The sequence below is a fragment of the Emticicia sp. genome, assembly GCF_049241225.1.
Classification (GTDB): domain Bacteria; phylum Bacteroidota; class Bacteroidia; order Cytophagales; family Spirosomataceae; genus Emticicia.
The window spans coordinates 1-20461 of record NZ_JBMLRC010000430.1 but is presented as its reverse complement, the minus strand read 5'-3'; the positions used below and the strand labels follow the sequence as shown (position 1 = coordinate 20461).

Annotated in this window: 17 protein-coding genes; 9 read left to right on the top strand and 8 right to left on the bottom strand. The window is 38.9% G+C overall.

The window, feature by feature from the left end; genetic code table 11:
* Nucleotides 1-25: 25 nt before the first annotated feature.
* Nucleotides 26-1444, top strand: a complete 1419-nt coding sequence (locus tag ACOVO2_RS22225; protein ID WP_421772077.1) for a hypothetical protein — start codon at nt 26-28, stop codon at nt 1442-1444.
* Nucleotides 1445-1856: 412 nt separating this feature from the next.
* Here the strand turns inward: ACOVO2_RS22225 and ACOVO2_RS22220 are convergent, their stop codons facing one another.
* From ACOVO2_RS22220 to ACOVO2_RS22185, 8 genes are all read right to left on the bottom strand, one after another.
* Nucleotides 1857-2963, bottom strand: coding sequence for a hypothetical protein (locus tag ACOVO2_RS22220; RefSeq protein ID WP_421772076.1), 1107 nt, complete (start codon nt 2961-2963; stop codon nt 1857-1859).
* A gap of 170 nt (nt 2964-3133) precedes the next feature.
* Nucleotides 3134-4321, bottom strand: coding sequence for a pyridoxal phosphate-dependent aminotransferase (locus tag ACOVO2_RS22215; RefSeq protein ID WP_421772075.1), 1188 nt, complete (start codon nt 4319-4321; stop codon nt 3134-3136).
* A 153-nt stretch (nt 4322-4474) separates the two neighbouring features.
* Complete coding sequence (locus tag ACOVO2_RS22210; RefSeq protein WP_421772074.1) at nt 4475-4948, bottom strand: hypothetical protein; 474 nt, start codon at nt 4946-4948, stop codon at nt 4475-4477.
* A gap of 117 nt (nt 4949-5065) precedes the next feature.
* Nucleotides 5066-6535, bottom strand: coding sequence for a SusD/RagB family nutrient-binding outer membrane lipoprotein (locus ACOVO2_RS22205; RefSeq protein WP_421772073.1), 1470 nt, complete (start codon nt 6533-6535; stop codon nt 5066-5068).
* 118 nt (nt 6536-6653) lie between these two features.
* On the bottom strand, nt 6654-9818 hold the full coding sequence (locus ACOVO2_RS22200) for a SusC/RagA family TonB-linked outer membrane protein (protein WP_421772072.1): 3165 nt from the start codon (nt 9816-9818) through the stop codon (nt 6654-6656).
* An 802-nt stretch (nt 9819-10620) separates the two neighbouring features.
* Entirely contained in the window at nt 10621-12243 is a 1623-nt protein-coding gene (locus tag ACOVO2_RS22195) for a hypothetical protein (RefSeq protein WP_421772071.1), read from the bottom strand.
* A gap of 64 nt (nt 12244-12307) precedes the next feature.
* The gene (locus ACOVO2_RS22190) at nt 12308-13531 is read right to left on the bottom strand and encodes a hypothetical protein (protein ID WP_421772070.1); all 1224 of its coding nucleotides are present in this window, start codon (nt 13529-13531) and stop codon (nt 12308-12310) included.
* Nucleotides 13532-13589: 58 nt separating this feature from the next.
* Nucleotides 13590-14093, bottom strand: a complete 504-nt coding sequence (locus ACOVO2_RS22185; RefSeq protein WP_421772069.1) for a methylated-DNA--[protein]-cysteine S-methyltransferase — start codon at nt 14091-14093, stop codon at nt 13590-13592.
* Nucleotides 14094-14254: 161 nt separating this feature from the next.
* Here ACOVO2_RS22185 and ubiE point away from each other — a divergent pair, with 161 nt between their 5' ends.
* From ubiE to ACOVO2_RS22145, 8 genes are all read left to right on the top strand, one after another.
* On the top strand, nt 14255-14983 hold the full coding sequence (gene ubiE / locus ACOVO2_RS22180; RefSeq protein ID WP_188766920.1) for a bifunctional demethylmenaquinone methyltransferase/2-methoxy-6-polyprenyl-1,4-benzoquinol methylase UbiE: 729 nt from the start codon (nt 14255-14257) through the stop codon (nt 14981-14983).
* A gap of 24 nt (nt 14984-15007) precedes the next feature.
* Nucleotides 15008-15742, top strand: a complete 735-nt coding sequence (locus ACOVO2_RS22175) for a porin family protein (protein WP_421772068.1) — start codon at nt 15008-15010, stop codon at nt 15740-15742.
* A gap of 84 nt (nt 15743-15826) precedes the next feature.
* Nucleotides 15827-16039 (top strand): membrane protein insertion efficiency factor YidD, encoded by a 213-nt coding sequence (gene yidD, locus ACOVO2_RS22170; RefSeq protein ID WP_421772067.1) that lies wholly within the window; start codon nt 15827-15829, stop codon nt 16037-16039.
* Between the two features lie 260 nt (nt 16040-16299).
* Nucleotides 16300-16833: a YfiT family bacillithiol transferase gene (locus ACOVO2_RS22165; RefSeq protein ID WP_421772066.1), complete on the top strand. Its 534-nt coding sequence runs from the start codon at nt 16300-16302 to the stop codon at nt 16831-16833.
* 49 nt (nt 16834-16882) lie between these two features.
* Nucleotides 16883-18769 (top strand): phosphoglycerate dehydrogenase, encoded by a 1887-nt coding sequence (serA, locus tag ACOVO2_RS22160; protein ID WP_421772065.1) that lies wholly within the window; start codon nt 16883-16885, stop codon nt 18767-18769.
* 90 nt (nt 18770-18859) lie between these two features.
* On the top strand, nt 18860-19315 hold the full coding sequence (locus ACOVO2_RS22155) for a DUF6934 family protein (protein ID WP_421772064.1): 456 nt from the start codon (nt 18860-18862) through the stop codon (nt 19313-19315).
* Nucleotides 19316-19323: 8 nt separating this feature from the next.
* Nucleotides 19324-19470: a hypothetical protein gene (locus ACOVO2_RS22150; protein WP_421772063.1), complete on the top strand. Its 147-nt coding sequence runs from the start codon at nt 19324-19326 to the stop codon at nt 19468-19470.
* 164 nt (nt 19471-19634) lie between these two features.
* A partial coding sequence (locus ACOVO2_RS22145) for an alpha/beta hydrolase (RefSeq protein WP_421772062.1) occupies nt 19635-20461 on the top strand: 827 nt, incomplete at its 3' end.

The window sequence follows — 20461 nt, the reverse complement described above, 5'->3', positions numbered from 1 at the left end:
AGAAAATGATTAAGCGGAGACATTTATGAATCTTTACATCAAAACACGTAACATCCTAATTCCAACTGACGCCATAAAAAAGCTACTTTTATTGATTTTTCTTTGCTTTACCTCACAAGCATTTGCTCAAGGTGAACGAGGAATTGATTTTATTAGAGGAACTTTCGAAAATGCCCAAAAACTTGCCAAACAAAATGGAAAGCTGGTTTTTATATCGTACGAAAACTACGGTGGTAATAGCCGTTGGATGAACCAAAATGTATTTCCAACATCGGAAGTTGGTGCATTTTTCAACGAAAACTTTGTGAGTTTGAAAATCAACTCTGAGTCACTCAGAGATAAATCGGCCAATAGTGAGTTTAAATACTACGGAGCGTCTTCTGCGTATTTTTTCTTTACTGCCGATGGCGAACTTATTTATAAATCGCATTTTGCTTCCAATCCGAAAGAATTATTGGCCGATGCCAATCGTGCGATTAAGGTAAACGAAAACTTTTTATCGTTTGAATACCTCGATAAAATGTTTAGTAAAGGCGAGCAAAGCCCCGAAATGTTTTATTTGTACTCGCTCAGACGTTTGCAAGTAGCCCACACAGGTAGCAACAAAGAGCGTGAAAAAAGCATCAAAGAATTGGATAAGGCAATCAGAGGTTATGTTTTAGGATTAGATAAGAAAAGTTTAGGTTCAGAGCAAAATATGTTGCTTCTCTGTGAATATCTCTACCAAACCAATAAAACATCCGATGATGAATTATTTAAGATTTTGGTAAGTAACTCTGAAAATGTGAAAGGTTTCAACGAAGAAAATGCCAACGGGATTCGCCAACGAGTGAGCCGCATCATTGACCGCTCGTTTAACCAAGCTATGCTCAACAAAAACGAAGACTTGATGAACTCGGCAGTAGCAGCAATAGCACCGTTTTGGTACGAACGCAGCACACCGCTCTATAACAAGGAAATGCTCACGACCAGCTATAAAATTGAGTTTTATGAAATCACTAAAGACTGGGAGAATTACAGCAAAGGCATTACGGCCTACTTAAACTATATTGATGCCATTGATACCGAAGTGCTTACCAATCAATCAGTAGCAGAATTTAAGAAATACGAAGATAAATCGAAGTTTACGGCCGAAGAATGGGCGATGCTGCGTGATGATATTTTTAGCGGCTACAACGAAGAAGTGGCCTATCAACTACGCCTCTACGGTTGGAGATTTGCCCAAAACATCACCGATAAAGAACAACTAAAATTGCCTTTGAAATGGTTGAATAAATCGCTTAGAATCTCAGAAAATCCGATTGCGATGAAGACCTATTCACAATTATTATACAAAGTTGGGCGTGAAGAAGAAGCTAAAAAATATGCCGAAGATGCCGTAAAAGTAGCTAAAGGACAAGTAATCGCCCGAGATTTTAGGGAAGAAGACTCAAAGAGTCAGTAAAATTTTGTAACCCCAAAGTAAAACAAACGAGAAAGACCATTCCTCAACAGGAGTGGCTTTTTTGGTTTTAAGGTTTTGTTATTTATTTTTCCTTGAAATTGAGGTCTATCAAGAAAGAAAGAACGACGGCAAGGTTTCAAACCTTGCCGTCGTTAAAATCAAGTTTGTTAACCCCCTTATCAAGACAAAAACTACCCTACTCATTCGAACAGCATAGCTTGGGAAATCAAAAATGATGGCTAAGTTTTGAACCTTGCCGTCGTTAAAGGTGCGTTACCTCTTATCAAAACAGAAAGCCACGCTACTCTTTCGGGCAACGTGGCTAATAGTTTTTGGTATATTAGTTTTTAGATGGATAGTGTTTCTGATGAAATAAAAGCTGGTGGACTTAGCCTATCTATTCAACCTTAAATTAACTTGATACTTTTGAAAGTTTCAGGTATGTTTTTGATTTCTTCAAAGCGTGCGGAGCGAGTCCTAAACCTGTAAAAATCAAACCTGTAATTAATAATGTGCTCGTATGAGCAAAAAACTGCCCCGAAGCTAAAATCCCCATCACCAGAATCGTCGAAAGTGGCAGAGAAAAAGCCAAAATAAGTACCGCTAAGTTCATGTCAAAAGTTTTCCTTTCTTTCGCGTAATTTTTGTCTTCTTCTTTGATATTTATCGCAGAAATGTGTGCAAATGGCCAAAAACTACAAGAACTTAACGGTACCACGACTGCAAGTAATATTAGGTTAGGAGTAGTGATATTAAAAATATTGATAATCAGAACGCTAAAAAGTATCGTAATCCCCGCTCTGAATAGCAGAATCGAACTCACGAGTTTGATTTTTCCTTCTTTGAATTGTACGGCCAAACCAATGTAAATCAATACAAGCGGCGTCATGAGGCTGCTGGCACGGTTAAATAATTCCGAAATTGCCAACGGCAATGACTTCATATTGATTCCCACCGACAAGAAAATAATAGCCAATAGCATAATGATATTGATTGGCTCCTTTACTAAACTTAGCAATAGACTCTTTACTTTTCCTTTATCTTCTACCTCTTCTACTTGATTGTTTTTGAGGAACATTTTCATGGCTACAAAATAGAGAAAATTAAGGGCAAAAAACTTATTTCCTACATCGCCCATAGCAGCCAGAGCCAATGATTCATCGCCTAAAAATTCATTGATAAACGGAAAACTCGATAAACCAGGAGCCAACGAAGGCAAAAGCATTGTGAGTGTTCGGCCAGCCGAACTATCTTTTTCGATGCCAAAAATTGGCAAAAAATAAGGTGCTGACAAGAAAATAAAAAAATTAAAAGCAAGAACAAGCAATGGATAAATAAGTAAAGAAGCACTAATTTTTATTCCCATCAATGCAATAAATACCGTAGAAGGCAAAGCAATTGACAAGATAATTTCTTTGATACCATTTATTTCGGTTTTGTTTTTTATTTTACTCCTCAGAGCCAATCCCAGTCCAATAAGTAGGAGGAGGATAAGTGTTTTTTGTACAGCCTCAACCATAATTTTAATTAAGAATTTAGAATGTAGAACGGTTCGCCGTAGCGATTAAGAATTACTTACTTTACAGTGTTATCTTTTCAAGTAAACTACTGACTATCAATAACTTGTAAAGTATAAAATTTGGAGAAGTTATTAACTCCCCCAAATCGCTCTAACCTATGACAAAAAAACTAAGATAATTCGCCTAATGCTTTCACAAATGACTTCATTTCGTCCATTGTTCCCATACTCACACGGCACCAAGGCTTATTCTGAATATCGAAGGCACGCACCAAAATTCCTTTTGCAGCCATCTTTCCTAAGAAATCTTTACCATTCATATTGATTGGGAAAATCACGAAATTGGTATAAGATGGAATGTATTTATAGCCCATTTTTGTAAGGTTTTCATATAAATATTCCTTACAAGCAGTGTTTTGCTTTTTGGTCATTGCTTGGAACTCGGTATCTTCAAAGCTGGCAATAGCACCCAATACCGAAGTGTGCGAAATACCCATTCCTCCACGAGTAATTTTTTGAATTTTATCTAAAAACTCTGGTTGTGCTACGGCATAACCTACACGCAAACCAGCCATACCCATGATTTTAGAGAATGTACGGGCAATGATTACGTTTTTCTTCTGAGCCAACAACGAAACCATACTTTCAGTACCTGTACCTTCGGCCAATTCGAGATATGCCTCATCAACAAAAATTGGCACTTTTTCAGATACTCTTGAGCAGAAATCTAATAATTCTTTACCTGCTGTAATACTACCAACTGGGTTGTTCGGATTACAGATATAAACCATTTTGGTATCTTTATCAATGGCAGCTTCCATTGCTTTTAGGTCGTGCGACCAGTCTGCTTTACACGGAATTGCCTTCCAAGTTGCCCCAACAGCCTCAGCCACACGAATCAACGACATATACGTTGGATCGGCTGAAACAACGTTTCCACCATTCATAAACAACACTAAAGCTACTTTTTCGAGCAAATCAGATGAGCCTGGCCCCATCATGATGTGTTTGTCGGTTACGCCTTCTTTCTTAGCTAATTTGTCAACCAAAGTTGCCAATTCTTTCCACGAATAACGGTTTCCACCTGCAACTGCCTCAGCAACAGCTTTTTTAGTGCTTTCTGGTGGCCCATAAGGGTTTTCGTTGGCATTCAAACGAGCTGCCATCGCCATTACGTCTGGTCTTTCATCTAAGAAATGTTCTCTTAAAAGTGGGCTGTAATAAAGTCTGCTTTTTTCGTCAAGGCTAAACGAAGCACCTGAAAATGCACCCATTGAGATGTGCGGAGCAAGTGCCATTCCGCCGATTGTCATTAAACCTGTCTTTAAAAGACTACGTCTGTTAATCATGTTGCTCATTGTATTCTTAGTTTTTTTGTTATTTGAATAGAGACTTTTTTGAATTGAGAATGAATAATGGATAATGTAAAATGAATATTCAATAGGCAAATAATTACTTCATAAATTACTGATAATCAGAATATTATCAATTACCCATTTTACATTATTAATTTATTTCGTTGCTGTTAATCTGAAATATTTTGTAAATGCTACATCTTTGTAGGTTGCCGAACAAGCCAACTGTACCGAAGACCCAGCCGCTGGAGTTGCAATACCAAGCGATTTCCAAGAAATTTTTAGTGTCGAACGACCAGTTCCATCAGTTGTTACATCCGAAATCTTTGTTCCATTTCTAAGTTTGAATGTTACAGGAACGGCCGTAGCAGGAATACTATCAATACCTACTTTATAATCGAGCAAACCATCTTTATTGAGTTCTAGTAAACGTACCGTAATTGAAGCATCAGTCGAAGCAGACGACGTAACCGATGGCTCGGTTGTAAGTCCATTAGTTTTTGTACCGCTTGGGTCTTCAAAAATCACCAAAACGGGTGCTACTACTCTGTCAACAAATGGGTCGTCAACTTTACATGATGTGGCTATAAATCCTAAAATTATGGTGCTAAAAAATAGTATTTTTTTCATAAGAATATCACCCCTAACCCCTAAAGGGGGATTTATTTAGTTAATTATGCTTGAGGATTTTAAGCATAGTGAAAAAAAATCTAATTGATAATTGATGACTGTTAATTGATAACTGAATTACTCCGCCCACCAAAGTTTGGTTTTCATGTTATCGGCTCCGTTGATTTTGATACCTTCGTCGAGTTTTACTTTATTTAAAGAATATTCAGTAGTAGGGTACGGTAAGCGAGTTGGCACAACACCATCGTTTTCAAATACTGCTCTGGCGTCACGTGGAGAGAATTTAGGGAAACCCGTGCGGCGGAATTCTGTCCAAGCCTCAACTCCTTGACCAAAAAGAGCAATCCATTTTTGTTCGATAATTTTTTCTTTAGAAATCGCTCCAACTGTTGTCATGTAAGTAGCTGGAGTAGTGATGCCAAACTGAGTAAATGAAGCATCAATTCCTTTTTTGAAATAATCGTCGGCTTTACCAATTGTGATGTCACCGTCAAATGCTGCTTCGGCCAAAATGAAATTCAATTCGCTGAATGTCATAATGACACTCGGAGCGTTGGCTCTTGTGAAGTAATCTGTCAGAACTGAAGCCGAACTCAAATATGTAGTAGCAATTGCATCAGGCAAACCATTCGGAATACCTTCGTAGCCACCGGCTTTGTTTTTAGTTGCAAAAACACCCAAGCGAGTATCGCCCAAAGCGGTTAGTTTATCAACCACTGTTTTGCTGATACTCCAGTCAGTACGACTACCAAAAATCATAACTTCATGCCACTCATTATTACTAGGACGAGTAGCAGTATTAGCCAAAAGAGCATTATCGGCATTGCTTGTGAAGATTGGATATTTTGTGGCATCCGACAAGATTTCGTTCATAATCGCCTTAGATTCAGCCGATTTCTTAGCAGCCTGACGATTTGCCAAACGCAAACGAAGCGAATTGGCAAACTTCTTCCATTTCAAAATATCACCGTTATAGATAATATCACCCGAAATAGCTGGCCCACCAACTGTCAATTTTTCATTGGCAAGTTTTAAATCAGCCAAGATTCCTGCATAGACTTTATCCATTGAATCATAAGCAGGTGTGTAAATTGGCGTTTCAGCCGTTCCTTTGATAGATTCCGTATAAGGAATTGCACCGTATAAATCTGTCAATAGCGAGAATGTCCACGAACGCATTACCAAAGCAGCACCTTCATAATTTTTATTCGGGCTTTTGCCGGTTTCGCTCGATTCGGTGATGATTCTCTGAAAATTCAATAAACCATCATTATAGAGCGATTTCCATGTATTGTTATAAAATGTTGGCGTAATACCATAATTATCGCCCTCATTTGAGTAAATATTACGTGCTAAATACTGCACCCAAAGCATTGCACCATCGAGATTCAAACGCTCAAAACGAACGTTCCCTCCCCAATATCTATCAACTGCTTTTTCTACTGCATACGGAAACAAATATTGAGCTCCGATAGCCGTTGGGTTATTTGGGTCGGTATTCATTTCATCGAAATCTTTCGTACAAGAACTAACCGATGAAAGCAAACCAATAAATGCGAATGAATATATAATTTTATTGAGTTTCATATTTGTCAAAATTTTAGGTAAAAAAAATAGCCCCTTCCCCGACCCCTCCCCGATAGGGAGGGGAGAAAAATTCCCTCGTCTAAAAGTCCTCCCCATCGGGGAGGGTTAGGTGGGGCTTTTAAAAACTAATCGAAAGGTTTGCACCTACACTTCTCGAGTTAGGCAATTCACCATAAGCAAAGCCTTGTGAATTTGCTCCGAAACGGTCAACTTCTGGGTCGATGTGTGGCGTATTTTTGAATAAAATGGCCAGGTTGCGTCCTACGATTGAAAGTTTTGCATTCTGTAAGTGTAGTTTCGATAAAACCGATTTTGGAATAGAATAACCGAATGACACCTCACGTAATTTGACAAAGGAAGCATCGAAAATAGCCGCTTCGTGATAACGACGAGGGTTGTTAAAGCCAATCAATTGGTTGGTTGCAACAATCACGTCGTTTGGTACATACTGAGGATTTTCAGAAGTTCCGATATTCATTACACCTTTTCCGATGATACCTTCTTCACGACCAACGGCTGTTTCAGCATATTGGCCAGTCCAACGAGCAGTACCAGTACCTTCATCGAAAATATCTCCGCCAATTTTGGCATCAATCAAAGCTGTTAATGTAAATTTCTTGTAAGTAAAAGTGTTTGAGATACCACCCATCCAGTCAGGCTGAACATTCCCTAAAATTCTTGGTGTTGTTTCTACAATCGGTAAGCCGTTAGCGTAAACGATTTGCCCATCCGGAGATTTTCTGAAACCAATACCAAATAATGCTCCATAGGGCATTCCTACTTGGGCGATTGAAGTCAAACCTCTACGCTCTTGGAGTGTATATGTTGTTAGACCTTCGGCCAAAGCGATTACTTTATTGCGGTTACGAGAATAATTCACGGCCACATCCCACTTGAAAGCATTTGCCTCCATTACTTTTCCCGAGAGTGTAATCTCGATACCTTGATTAGTGATCTGACCTGCGTTTAAGATACGTTTGTCATAGCCACTGGCCTTCGAGATTTCTACTCCAAGAATTTGGTTTTTAGTTGACTGATTATAGTAAGTGAAGTCTAATCCGAAACGATTTTTCAAGAATTTCAAATCTAAACCTAATTCGATACCCGTTGTAATTTCAGGCTTCAAAGTAGAGTTTGAAATCGTTAGATTTTCAAAATAGGCTGGCAATGAGCTATTCCACGAACCACCCGCACGGAAGGTTTGAGCTAATTGATAGGGGTCAGCGTCGTTTCCTACTTGAGCCCAACTTGCTCTTACTTTTCCGTAAGAAATTATGGTTTTAGGGAAGTCTATCAAGTCGGTAAGAACACCACTCACCGAAACCGAAGGGTAAAAATACGAACGATCATTCGATGGAAGCGTACTCGACCAGTCGTTACGAGCCGTTGCATCTAAAAATAGAGCATTTAAATAACCCAATTGTACCGAACCGTAAACACTTTGAACTTCTGCTTTTTCGATACGGCTATCAATCGTGTTTTGACTTGGGTTTGAGTTGGCCAAATTATAAACACCATCAACAACCAATTCTCCTACGTTAGCAAAATTACGTTTGTAATAGTTGCTTCTTTGAGCTGCTCCTGCCGAAGCTACTAAATGAAAATCTTTTGTGATTGATTTTTCGTAAGACAATAAGGCATCGTGATTGGTTTCTTGGCGACGTAAAACTTCTTCTGAATAACGACCAGGCGTACGGTTTCCGTTGCGAACTCTATCAAAGTTGATGATATTGATACGAGTATCTGACCACATATCAGTACCGCTTCTGAGCATCAATTTTAATTCTGGTGAGATTGCAAAATTTAAAGCAATATTTCCAACTAAACGGTCTTTATCATTCGTAAAAGGCAATTTTTCACTTGTATAAAACGGATTTGTGAAAAACGTGTGCTGCCAGTTGGCAGGGTCATTATCAGGTAATCTTCCTGCAACTGCTCTTTGAATATGCACATTTGCATAATCTTCGTAATTTGCCAATTGATCCCAAGAAACGTGGCGATGCGACCAAATAAATTGGTCACCACTTTGGTAGGTTCGATTACCGCCCGATTTCACATATTCACCTGATACAACGGCAGTTATGAATTTTGAAACTTTATAGTTTGAGTTGATTTTGAAATTATTTCTGTAGAAATCGTTGAAAGCCATCAAACCTTTTTGGTCAAGACGACCAATACTCAATCGGAAACTACCTTTATCGTTTCCGCCCGAAAGAGCCAAATTGTTGGTTAGAGTTGTACCCGTTTGCCAGTATTCGTCCCAGTTGTTGGGTTGCGGTGTAAGCGGAGCCACATCTTTTCCTGTAAACCACTGTCTTACCAAACGGCCATCGAGCGGAGCTCCCCAGCTTTCGTCAGTACCGTCAGTTCCAGTAGTTGAGCCAGGTCTTACGGTTCCGTAGGCAGCTTTGTACTGGTCATAAGCGTCGGGAGCAATTACACCACTCCAACCATCTGAATACCAAGTTACGTAGCCCGAGCCACCACCATAGCTATTTTGAAAATTTGGCTTAACTAACGGACGCTCAGCCGTGAAATTTGAATTATACTCAATACCTAATCCTTTTGTACCCGAACCATCTTTGGTCGTAATCAAGATTACACCATTGGCAGCACGTGAGCCATAAAGTGCCGCAGCATTTGGCCCTTTCAAAACCGAAATATCTTTGATGTTATCGGGGCTGACCTCTGAGATACCGCCACCGAATTGTTTGTCGAATTGTTGTTGAATCGGCACACCATCCACTACAATAAGTGGCTGATTATTACCCGAAACTGATGAAGCACCACGAATTTGGATGGTTGAACCACTTCCTGGCCCACCATTAGCCGCAATACGCACACCCGCCATTTTACCAGCAAGACCATTGGCAATATTGTTTGAACGAGCTTCAACCAAACTTTCACCTTTGAGTTCTTGCTGTGAATAACCGAGCGATTTTTTCTCTCTCGAAATACCAAGAGCCGTTACAACTACCTCATTCAAGGTTTTTGTATCGGGCTGTAATGTAATATCAAATGTAGTTTTATTATCAATTTTAATGTCAGTAGTAACATATCCGATGGCACTGAACGTAAGAAAAGTGCCGCTTGCAGGGACTTTCAACGAAAATTTTCCGTTGGCATCTGTAACCGTTCCGAAAGAAGTTCCCTTTACAGTAACCGAAGTACCAGGCAAAACGCCCTCGCTTTCAGAGCCAACGACTCCTGTGATGACCTTGTCTTGAGCCAGTATCGCTGACGATAACAGCAAGCAAACTAATAAGTAGAAGTTCTTCATCATAAATGTTTGGTTTAAGTCAGTTTTTAGCTTCCCTTTTCAGCCGAATCATTACAAGACTCCGACCGCTCGGTTTTGTAATATTCGGCCTAAAGGGAAATTATTATAGGGTCCAGTTTGGATAAAGTGTCTCTTTCTGAACTGAAAATTCTGAGTGAAGAAAATTCAGTTATGATGCTTCTTTAATATTTTTTGGGTCGATGGTTTCCTGCCATCAGTTTAAGTCAAGAATGTGAAAAACACATTCAAGAATCCGCATTTTAAGCGTAGTATTTATAGGCTTCAAGCCACTTCCAAATTGCGGTCGGAAAAGAAGAGCTCGATGAAGAATTGTTGTACTTATCTAAGAACTAATGATTAAAAGTATTAAGTGTAAATCGAATAAAAAAATTTTTATCAAAAAAAAATGAATATTTAATAAAAATAATTAATTAATTATCATATTTAATTTGAAAAATACAATTATCATTAACATTTACATAATTTTATGTATCAGCGACCAATGAAAACACAAAAACATCTATGTTTCTATTTTTAACATTTATTCTTTAAAAAATTAAATTTTACAAAAAATAGGTTTAATATTTTAACATTTTGTTATAAAAAATTTAAAAAACATAAAAAATAGGTTTAACAATATTATTTAAAATAATTCTATATAATTGCAATATTCCAATTTTGAGTATTTATACTTATGTGCGTATACGGCACAAAAAAACACCCAAACATTGCTGCTTGGGTGTTTTTCTAAAAGAATAAATTCTATCGAATTGGTGTATTATATTTTATCAATACTCGTGAGGTTTCAAATCACATTCGCATCAAAAACACCCGTCAAGATTTTGCCTTCACGCTTTACTTGTAGCCAAACTCGGTAATGCCCAGCTTTCGGAAAAACATACGGAAACGTTACCTGTCCGCCATGATGCCCATTGACCTCATGTTTCATATCTCCCATTAATAATCTATCTCGTTCGGCTTCGGTCATGGTCTGAAGTTTTGCCAAGATATTATCAACGCTATCTCTAAATTTCTTAGCATTATTTAAGTTTGGACGTTTATTACTTGTCTCATCAATACGTTTTTGCAAAACCTGCACTGCCGTTGACGAATATGTGCCATTAGGGTGCAAGTGAATATACACACTTGCGTCATCTTTGATAACGGCCGCATGGCCCATCATACCCAAATAAGTTTGTAATTCGGCGGGTTTGCCATCGGGAGCAAGCACCGAAAACTTTAAATTATAGACCTTTCCCGCCATGAGCTTCTGATTTGGTTTTTCTTCCCAAACAATACTTGAACCATCTTGCAGCTTGGTTTTTACACCCGGACTTCCACAAATCGTGATACTTTCATCAACTATCGAGTTTGTTGTTTTATTAAGTGCATTAGTCACCACAAAAGTATCGTCCGAGTCGCCCGTGAGGGTTGGCATGACATTTACTTTTGGTGTTTGTGGAATCTCCACCGTATCAGTAATCGTATTTTGCAAGCTATGATAACGCAACACATCGGCAAAAATCAAATATTTTCCTGCGGGCATATTGGGCAAAGGGGCTTCAAATGTTAGCGTATCTTTGCGAGAAGGATGCAAATGAGCAAATACTTCCATTGAGCCTTCTTTTACCAAAAACATGTGCATCAGCTTCCCGTGGTCAGGAATGATAAAACTCAACGAACGGCCATTGACCGAAGCCGAATCTATCTTAAAATTCAAGACTCGCTGCCCATCTCTCAGACTAACACTTGATGTGGCAGTGTATGGTCGATAAATATTTTGTTGATAATTGGCGGTTTCGGCATTCCACCACATATTTCCGCCAAACAACAATAGTCCACAAAACGAAGCTCCAATCGTTGAGCCAACGAGACGACGCTTCTTGGTGGAATTATTTTCGACCTCTCCTACTTTTAGCAAGCTATCGCCCGTACTTGCTCCGATAATCGTAGTCATGATTCCGACCAAAAGCAATGCCAAACCTGCCAAAATCCAACCCAACGAACTTGGCAGTTGGCGTTGAGCCGTAGAAAGTGCCGCAATCGGAATCAACACTTCACCTTTCCCTCTTGCTCCTTCAATGACTACTTTTACGCTGGCTGCTCCATTTTCCATGAGCCAAATTTTTCCTTCGTATTTTCCTGCTTCGGTCATTATTCCCTCATCGGAGCGAGGTGAGCCTTCGTCGCCAGTCCAATAATAAATCGGACTCATTTTTACACTCTTTATGTCGTTTCCATCAACCATCACCGAAACTTTGGCCGTTCCTGGAATCACATCGGGTGGTTCTACATATACTTGCACGCTGTAATTCCCAGCTTTTCCTTCATGCACAACACCTGCACTGCCGATGTGACCCCTAACCCCTAAAGGGGAACTTAGGAGAAGGATTAAAATGTATTTTAAGAAATTATTTAGTTTTTTCATTGATTAAATTTTAATAGAAATAGACTTCTGAGAACTTTTTAGCTCCCCTTTAGGGGCGGGGGGGTTACCTCTGCACTTGTTTCATCCAATTTCCCCAAGCAAGACCGATGCGTGTCGATAAAAAACTAAAGACAAGCGAAAGCGAAATACCTATTAGCCATTCATTCAATGATTTATTGCTCCACGGGCCAAACTTAAAGCGATATTCCCAGTCGGCATCATTCTGAAACGACCAAGATGCACTACCCCAAAACCAATTTCGAGCCATTGGTGATTCGTGCAAAAATGTACCAAACGGATAATGTGTAAGGAGTAAAACGAGCGTATAAGCTCCGCCCAAAATGAGTGCTAAAGTCCAATCGTTTTTAGACGAAAACTTATCTCTTAACCAATCGGTGACAAATGCAGGAATAAACAAAAGTAACGGAAAACCGAGTGTTTGATAAGTAGTGATTTTATTATGAATGGGCCCCAAGAGAGGTTCGGCCGGCAAAAGTCGTAGTGTGGCATTGACCGCCCAGTGGAAAATCAAAAATATGATACACATGTAGGTAGTTCCCCATTTTTTGTTTGAGGCCCTACCCGCCGCAAACAAGATAAATGGAAATGCAGCACTGGCAACTTCATAAAACGATGGCTCGTGCATGGCCCAACGCCCCAAAGATTCAGAAAGGAATGTAAAAATAGAGGTGATTAGAAACGCTGCCGTAAAAATAAACATCCATTGCAAACGATTCGTGCGTTTAGCATTTTCCTCGTCCGAAAGTGAGTTTACTTTTTCGCTTCGATTCAAAAATGCCAAAACGGCTATCATTGCACCCATTTGTACGCTCATTAGCCCCAACAACAAAACAGTGTGTGGCGGAGAAAGAATCTGCACATCAAGGCCATAAGTGTTGTGCCACCAATCATCAAACGGTGCTGATGTAAGCGACGCTATTCCGCCCCAAATGCAGAAAAGTCCACCCAGTGAACTGTAAAAAACGCCCCAAAACTTCACCATTTTCCCTTTTTCGAGTTGATTTCCCCAAAAAGAAGTTTTCAAAACCTGATAACCCGAAAAAATACCAGCGGCTGCCGCTCCGATATAGGTTACTACGTGCGGTGCCGAAAAAAGACCGTCACGGCCAATGCTCATGTGCCAAGCAATGTCCCACAAGATGCCCAGAATCACACACATGGATGCTATCACGCTCACATATACGTAGAGTGGAATAGCCAGCAAGAGTTTTGAAGATGATGAAAATGTTTTTTCGGTTGTAATAGACTGGTTGATAGTCGTTTCCATAGATTATTGATTAGTTTGTATGATGACACTTTTATTTTTTGTTACCCCTATTAAAGAACTAAAATAACCCCAATTGTGTCTGATTGGGCCAACTTCCCTCGTGCCGAAGTAACCATTCTTTTCGCCAGAGGTCGCCACCATAACCCACCAAACTGCCATCTGAACCAATAACTCGGTGGCAAGGCAAAATTATCGTCAGTGGATTATTTCCATTGGCCGTACCAACTGCTCTGATGGCTTTTTCATTGCCGATTCTCCGAGAAAACTCAAGATACGAAATTGTTTTTCCATACGGAATCGTTTTCAGATATTCCCACACATTTCGCTGAAAATCAGTTCCTTGTGCCAGCATTGGCAAAACAAAATCTTTTAATTTTCCTGCAAAATAAGCATCAAGCTGCCTAATACATTCATCAATGATTGGTGAATTTTCGGGTGTTTCTTCCAATTGTCTGCTTGGCTTTTTTTGAGCCTCTCGAAACAGCACATGAGTCAGAAAATCATCATTTGCGATAATCTCCAAAACGCCAATCGGTGATGAATAATGCTTGATATATTGCATAAACTGTATTCTTATTCTTTCAATTTCAAAGATACAAAAAGTAAGTCTGAAAAACTTTTCTGATAATCAAACAGTTATCAAATAGTAGTTTTGTAATTTTGCAAACTGGCATTAAAATAATTAATCAATCAACATAAGCGATTCTGTAGAATCGCTCCACGATAATGGTAGTACCTTACAAAGAAAAAGACAGCAGCAAGCGTGAGCAAATTGCCGAAATGTTTGATAATGTTTCGCCTAAATATGATTTCTTGAACCATTTGCTCAGTGGTGGAATTGATTTTTGGTGGAGAAAAAAGGCTATTTCGATGTTACGTGCCGAAAAACCACAGTTGATTTTGGATATTGCAACGGGTACGGGCGATTTGGCCGTCGAGGCAGTAAAGCAACTCAAACCCGAAAAAGTAATTGGCGTTGATATTTCGGAAGGAATGTTATCCTTCGGGCGTGAGAAAATGAAGAAACTGGGTTTAGAAAACAAAATCGAACTTCAAATGGGCGATTCGGAGAAATTACAGTTTGAAAACAATACTTTCGATGCTGTTATCGTTTCTTTTGGAGTACGTAACTTTGAAAATCTCGAAAAAGGTCTAACTGACATGTGCCGAGTAACCAAATCAGGCGGAACGTGCATGGTCATGGAATTTTCGAATCCTAAAACTCCCGTTATTAAGCAATTATACAATTTTTACAATGCGACAATCCTGCCTTTCATAGGCCGATTAGTATCGAAAGATAGTTCGGCGTATAGCTATTTGCCCGAATCGGTAAAGGCATTTCCAGAGGGAGAAAACTTCTTGAGAGTGTTTGAAAAAGCAGGATTTCGTCAGACAAAATGTATTCCGCTTACGTTTGGCGTTTGCTCAATTTACATTGGCAAAAAGCCTTGATGAGTTTTACTTTTTAAATTTTTTATGAAAAAAGTCCCTTTTCTTAGACTTACACTTAGCCTCTTTTTAATTTCATCACTCGCACAACGTGCGATTGCACAAGAAACTCGTCGCCATTTTCAGGCCGATTATGATGCAAAATCACTACGATTCGGCTATTTTTTGGGTCTAACAAATACGAATTTTAATGTAAAGTTCAATAATTATTTTGTCAATAAAGATAATTATTACAGCATTGCATCGCCTTCTACTTTTGGACTCAAGATGGGAGGTTTGGCAAACTTTAGACTCAACGATTATTTTGATTTTAGGGTTTTACCAACAGTTGCCATTTATGGACGAAGATTAGAATATAAGTACATCGACATGGCTTTGCCTAATAGCGACCCAAATAAATTTAAAGAGAATACAGAACTCCGAGAAACCGCTTGGTTTGAACTTCCTGTGATGCTAAAGTATAAGTCTGAGAGGCGTAGAAATGTGAGAATGTATGTGTTTGGTGGCTTAAGATATGCCGTAGAAACCAACGCAGTGAATAGAAGAAGAAGACAGCAATTTGTAACAAAGACCAGCGATTTTAGCGTAGAATACGGAACAGGTATTGAGTTTTTCAGAGAATATTTCAAGTTTTCTCCTGAAATTCACTTCTCTCATGGTCTAAGTAACCTCGTTGACCCCGTAAATAATAGAAACACGCCCCTTCAAGGTGTTGACCGTCTGACAACCCATACGGTTACGCTCTATATATTATTTGAATAAGGAAGCCACAAGCAACCAATTTTAGACAAAAGTTGTTAGGTCTGTAAAAGCAGATTTTCACAGCTTTTGTCTATTTTTTTATCAATGAAATACATCGCCATTTTTCTTGTAAGACTCTACCAAGCAGGTATTTCGCCTTGGTTTCCACCATCGTGCCGCTATACGCCTACTTGTTCACAATATTCGGTTGAAGCATTTCAGAAACACGGTTTTTTCAAGGGTTTTTGGCTGACAGCCAAACGCATCGCTCGTTGCGGCCCGTGGAGTCATTCTCACGGCTACGACCCTGTTCCTTGATTGGTTACTGGTTTATTAGTTATTGGTAAATTGGTTATTAGAGAACTAATTCCTCAATAACCAGTCAACCAATAACCAGTCAGCCAATTCCCAATAACTAATCACAAATAACTAATTATTACAAAATTTTCTATTGTTTTTAGGACTATTTAAAGAACTTTATTCACTATTTATTTATTTCTATAAAATCAGTAGGCTTTCTGACTTGTTGTTCTAAAATAGTCCGTAAATTTGGATTTACAACAAAATCATTCTTGTCAATGACTTCGGTAATGACACTCGAACAACGCCAATTTCCTATCGGGAAATGGTCTCCTAAGAAAAGTTATTCGGCCAAAGAAATCGAACGTAACATCGGTATCATTGAGAAGTATCCTGCTAAGTATAAACGACTTACCAAGAAACTTTCCGACGAAGATTTGGCCAAAGCTTACCGTGAAGGAGCATGGAATGTACGTCAATTATTGACCCACATTTCGGATATGCACATCATGCACTACGCCCGTTTCAAGCAAGCACTTTCCGACGAAAATCCTGTTGGGTTTGTAGCCAACATCAATGCTTGGAACGCCACCGCCGAAATATCCAGTACGCCACCAGCCGATGCTTTATTATTATTGGAAGCTACGCACAAAAGGTGGGTTTTCTTGATGAGAAATATGTCAGAAAGCGATTTCGACAAAACTTTTTTTCACGCATTACGTCAGATAAATCTCACTTTAGCACAGGCACTAAGCATGGCTGCTTGGCACACCAAACATCATTTTGAGCACATCAGAATAGCATTGAATTAAATATATTTTAACAATAAACAAGATACTCCCCTTTAGGGGTTGGGGGTTAATGAATACATATTATATCATAGATTTCGATAGCACTTTTACGAAAGTAGAAGGCCTTGACGAACTCGCCAATATTGCGTTGGCAGGAAGTGCCAATCAGGAAAAAGTAGTTGCTCAAATCAGAAACCTGACCGAGCAAGGCATGAATGGCGAAATCACTTTTTCGGAAGCTCTCAGTCGCCGAATCGAATTGTTAAAAGCCAATCGTTCGCACATCAATCAATTGGTTGATTTTCTCTATACACAAGTGTCGGAGTCATTCCAACGCAACGAAAAATTCTTGCGTGAATTTTCTGACCATATCTTAATCGTTTCGGGCGGTTTCAAAGAGTTTATAGTGCCAATCGTAACGTCGATGGGTTTGAAAGAAGAAAACGTATATGCCAATACTTTCGTTTTTGATGCCGAAGATAATATCGTTGGCGTTGACCAAGATAATGTTTTGGCACACGAAAAAGGCAAAGTAAAACTTCTCAGTTCATTAAAACTCGATGGCGATGTATATGCCATTGGCGATGGCTATACCGACTACGAACTTCGTGCTTCGGGACTGGCCAATCGTTTCTACGCTTTCACCGAAAACGTTAAGCGTGAGAAAGTTACAGCCAATGCCGACCACATTGTGCCATCGTTAGATGAGTTTTTATATCTGAATAAATTGCCTCGCAGCCAATCATACCCGAAAAGCCGCATCAAGGTGCTTTTACTCGAAAACGTTCACTCGGTGGCAATCGAGGCATTCAAACGTGAAGGTTTCGATGTAGAAACGCACAAAGGTGCAATGGACGAGGAAGAATTGTCTGAAAAAATCAAAGGAGTTTCGATTTTGGGACTTCGTTCGAAAACTAATTTGACGAAAAAGGTTCTCGAAAATGCCGATAAACTCATCACAGTTGGTGCATTTTGTATCGGAACAAACCAAATCGACCTTAAAACTTGTACCGAAAAAGGCATTGCAGTTTTCAATGCACCATATAGCAATACTCGTTCAGTAGTAGAATTAGCGATTGGCGAAATGATTTTGTTGATTCGTAATGTATTTACGAAAAGTAACCAAATGCACGCTGGTAAATGGGATAAATCGGCTAATAATAGCTTCGAGGTTCGTGGCAAAAAATTAGGTTTGATTGGCTACGGACACATCGGCACGCAACTTTCGGTTATCGGTGAAGCTCTCGGTATGGAGGTTTATTTCTACGATATTGTAGATAAAATGCCAATCGGAAATGCCAAGAAATGTCGCTCGTTGGAAGAAGTTTTACGAGTTTCGGATGTGGTAAGTATGCACATTGATGGCCGTAAAGAAAACACCAATATCTTTGGCAAACGTGAGTTTGAATTAATGAAAGACGGCGTGATTTTCATGAATCTCGCTCGTGGACACGTAGTTGAAGTACCAGCTTTGGTAGAAGCCATCAAATCGGGTAAAGTAGCGGGTGCGGGTGTTGACGTATTTCCGTACGAACCAAAAACCAACAGTGAGCCATTTGAGAACGAACTGCGTGGTTTACCAAACGTAATTCTTACGCCACACATCGGCGGAAGCACCGAAGAAGCCCAAGAAGGTATCGGACTTTATGTACCTGAGCGTTTGCTCGAATACATGAATAACGGTAGCACAACGGGCAGTGTAAATTTCCCAGAAGTACAGTTGCCATTGTTGCGTGATTCGCACCGTTTATTGCATATTCACCAAAATGTACCAGGTATTTTGGCCAAAATCAATAATATTTTTGCGAAACACCACATCAATATCATTGGTCAGTATCTAAAAACCAACGAAACGATTGGCTACGTAATCATGGATATTAGCAAAGGTTACACCAACGAGTTTATTCAAGAAATTAAAGACATCGACGAGACAATTCGTTTCAGAATGTTGTATTGATATATTTATTTCAAGGTCATGCAAATGCCTCTTTTCATAGAGAGAAAAGAGGCATTTGTGTTTAAAACATTATTTCCATAATTTTGATTTATGGAAGAGCCATTTTATGATTTCAGGATACTTAATAACGCTCTGCGATTTGAGTTTGAAAGTGTTGGTAAGCGAAAACTGAAAAAAGTGATTTTGTTTTCAGATACAACGATACCCAATTTATATCAACTCAGTTTAGCTGATATTAATGAAGATGGTAGCTTGGATTTTCTGAACGTAAGTAATAATAATGATAGAAATACGATTTTGGCTACGGTTTTTCAAACCACATCCATTTTTTTTGACCATTATCCAGAAGCACTCGTTGGCTTTACTGGAAGTACCACAGAAAGAACTCGCCTATATCAGATAACTATCGCAAGGGAACTTCCCAAATTATCAGAACGTTTTATTATCAGAGGACTAAAAAATGATATGCTTGAAACTTTTGAGAAAAATAGAAATTATGAAGGATTTGTTATTTCGCTGAAAAATACTCAACTTTCTAAAAATTAAATAAAATCATGGAAACATTAACCATAAAAAAAGCATTTAAGCCAACTGAAAAATTAATAAAAGGTCAATTTAAGGATGAAAAAGCCTTTTTAGACACTAAGCAAAAACGCTTTGATGAAGTATTTGGTAAAGTAAATTGGAAAAGTATTAAATAATTAAAGCCTCAATTTTATACTTTTTTAACAAAACATAAAACCCTCACTCCAAAAATCTCCAATTTTACTTTCAAGCAAACCCTCAGCTCATTCTTATTTAGAGCATATCGCATAATATTTCCTAAAAATTAATAAATTCGCATTGTTTTAAAAACGATGCCTCTATGTCTGTTACCGAAATCATTGTTTTAGTAATAGTATTGTATGTCATTATTTGCGTAGTGGCCTACAAAGTACAAGAGTATTTTATTTTTAAGCCCGAAAAGCTGTCGCAAGATTTTGAGTTTCGATACGACGACCATTTTGAAGAACTGTTCTTTGATATGCCCGACGGAGCCAGAATCAACGGACTACTTTTTTATGATGTCGGCGAAGAAACTCGTGGACTCGTTATTTATTTTCACGGAAACACTCGTAGCATTAAAGGCTGGGCAAAATATGCCAAAGATTTCATCTCGCACGATTATGATGTGTTGATGATTGACTATCGAGGCTTCGGAAAAAGTACGGGTAAACGGCACGAAGAACGAATGTATGAAGACTCGCAAGTGGTTTATCATAAGATGCTTACGAAAGGGTATGATGAAAAAAACATTGTGATTTACGGCCGCTCGTTGGGTTCGGGATTTGCTTGTAAACTGGCTTCCAAGAATCACCCAAAAACGTTAATTCTCGATGCTCCTTATTATAGTTTTTCGCAGTTAACCAATCGTTTTTTGCCATTTTTGCCAGTTTCAATGCTATTACGGTTTTCCATCCGAACCGATAAATATATCAAGTTTGTGAAATGTCCGATTTATATCATTCATGGCACAAAAGATTTTTTGATACCGTTTCGGTCGAGTGTGAAGTTGGCAAAACTTGCTCCGCAGAAAACCCGTTTAGTACCCATTTACGGCGGCGGACACAATAATTTGCCATCGTTTCCCGAATACCATAAACACCTCGAAGAAATCTTACTCGATAGATTCGATTTGATTTTTGATAAACA

What these genes read in the sequence shown, in the direction of transcription:
- ACOVO2_RS22210 (WP_421772074.1), bottom strand. Translation starts at nt 4,948, where the DNA reads ATGAAAAAAATACTATTTTTTAGCACCATAATTTTAGGATTTATAGCC.
- ACOVO2_RS22225 (WP_421772077.1), top strand. Translation starts at nt 26, where the DNA reads ATGAATCTTTACATCAAAACACGTAACATCCTAATTCCAACTGACGCC.
- ACOVO2_RS22165 (WP_421772066.1), top strand. Translation starts at nt 16,300, where the DNA reads ATGACTTCGGTAATGACACTCGAACAACGCCAATTTCCTATCGGGAAA.
- serA (WP_421772065.1), top strand. Translation starts at nt 16,883, where the DNA reads ATGAATACATATTATATCATAGATTTCGATAGCACTTTTACGAAAGTA.
- ACOVO2_RS22155 (WP_421772064.1), top strand. Translation starts at nt 18,860, where the DNA reads ATGGAAGAGCCATTTTATGATTTCAGGATACTTAATAACGCTCTGCGA.
- ACOVO2_RS22215 (WP_421772075.1), bottom strand. Translation starts at nt 4,321, where the DNA reads ATGAGCAACATGATTAACAGACGTAGTCTTTTAAAGACAGGTTTAATG.
- ACOVO2_RS22175 (WP_421772068.1), top strand. Translation starts at nt 15,008, where the DNA reads ATGAAAAAAGTCCCTTTTCTTAGACTTACACTTAGCCTCTTTTTAATT.
- ACOVO2_RS22205 (WP_421772073.1), bottom strand. Translation starts at nt 6,535, where the DNA reads ATGAAACTCAATAAAATTATATATTCATTCGCATTTATTGGTTTGCTT.
- ACOVO2_RS22200 (WP_421772072.1), bottom strand. Translation starts at nt 9,818, where the DNA reads ATGATGAAGAACTTCTACTTATTAGTTTGCTTGCTGTTATCGTCAGCG.
- ACOVO2_RS22185 (WP_421772069.1), bottom strand. Translation starts at nt 14,093, where the DNA reads ATGCAATATATCAAGCATTATTCATCACCGATTGGCGTTTTGGAGATT.
- ACOVO2_RS22150 (WP_421772063.1), top strand. Translation starts at nt 19,324, where the DNA reads ATGGAAACATTAACCATAAAAAAAGCATTTAAGCCAACTGAAAAATTA.
- yidD (WP_421772067.1), top strand. Translation starts at nt 15,827, where the DNA reads ATGAAATACATCGCCATTTTTCTTGTAAGACTCTACCAAGCAGGTATT.
- ACOVO2_RS22220 (WP_421772076.1), bottom strand. Translation starts at nt 2,963, where the DNA reads ATGGTTGAGGCTGTACAAAAAACACTTATCCTCCTCCTACTTATTGGA.
- ACOVO2_RS22190 (WP_421772070.1), bottom strand. Translation starts at nt 13,531, where the DNA reads ATGGAAACGACTATCAACCAGTCTATTACAACCGAAAAAACATTTTCA.
- ACOVO2_RS22195 (WP_421772071.1), bottom strand. Translation starts at nt 12,243, where the DNA reads ATGAAAAAACTAAATAATTTCTTAAAATACATTTTAATCCTTCTCCTA.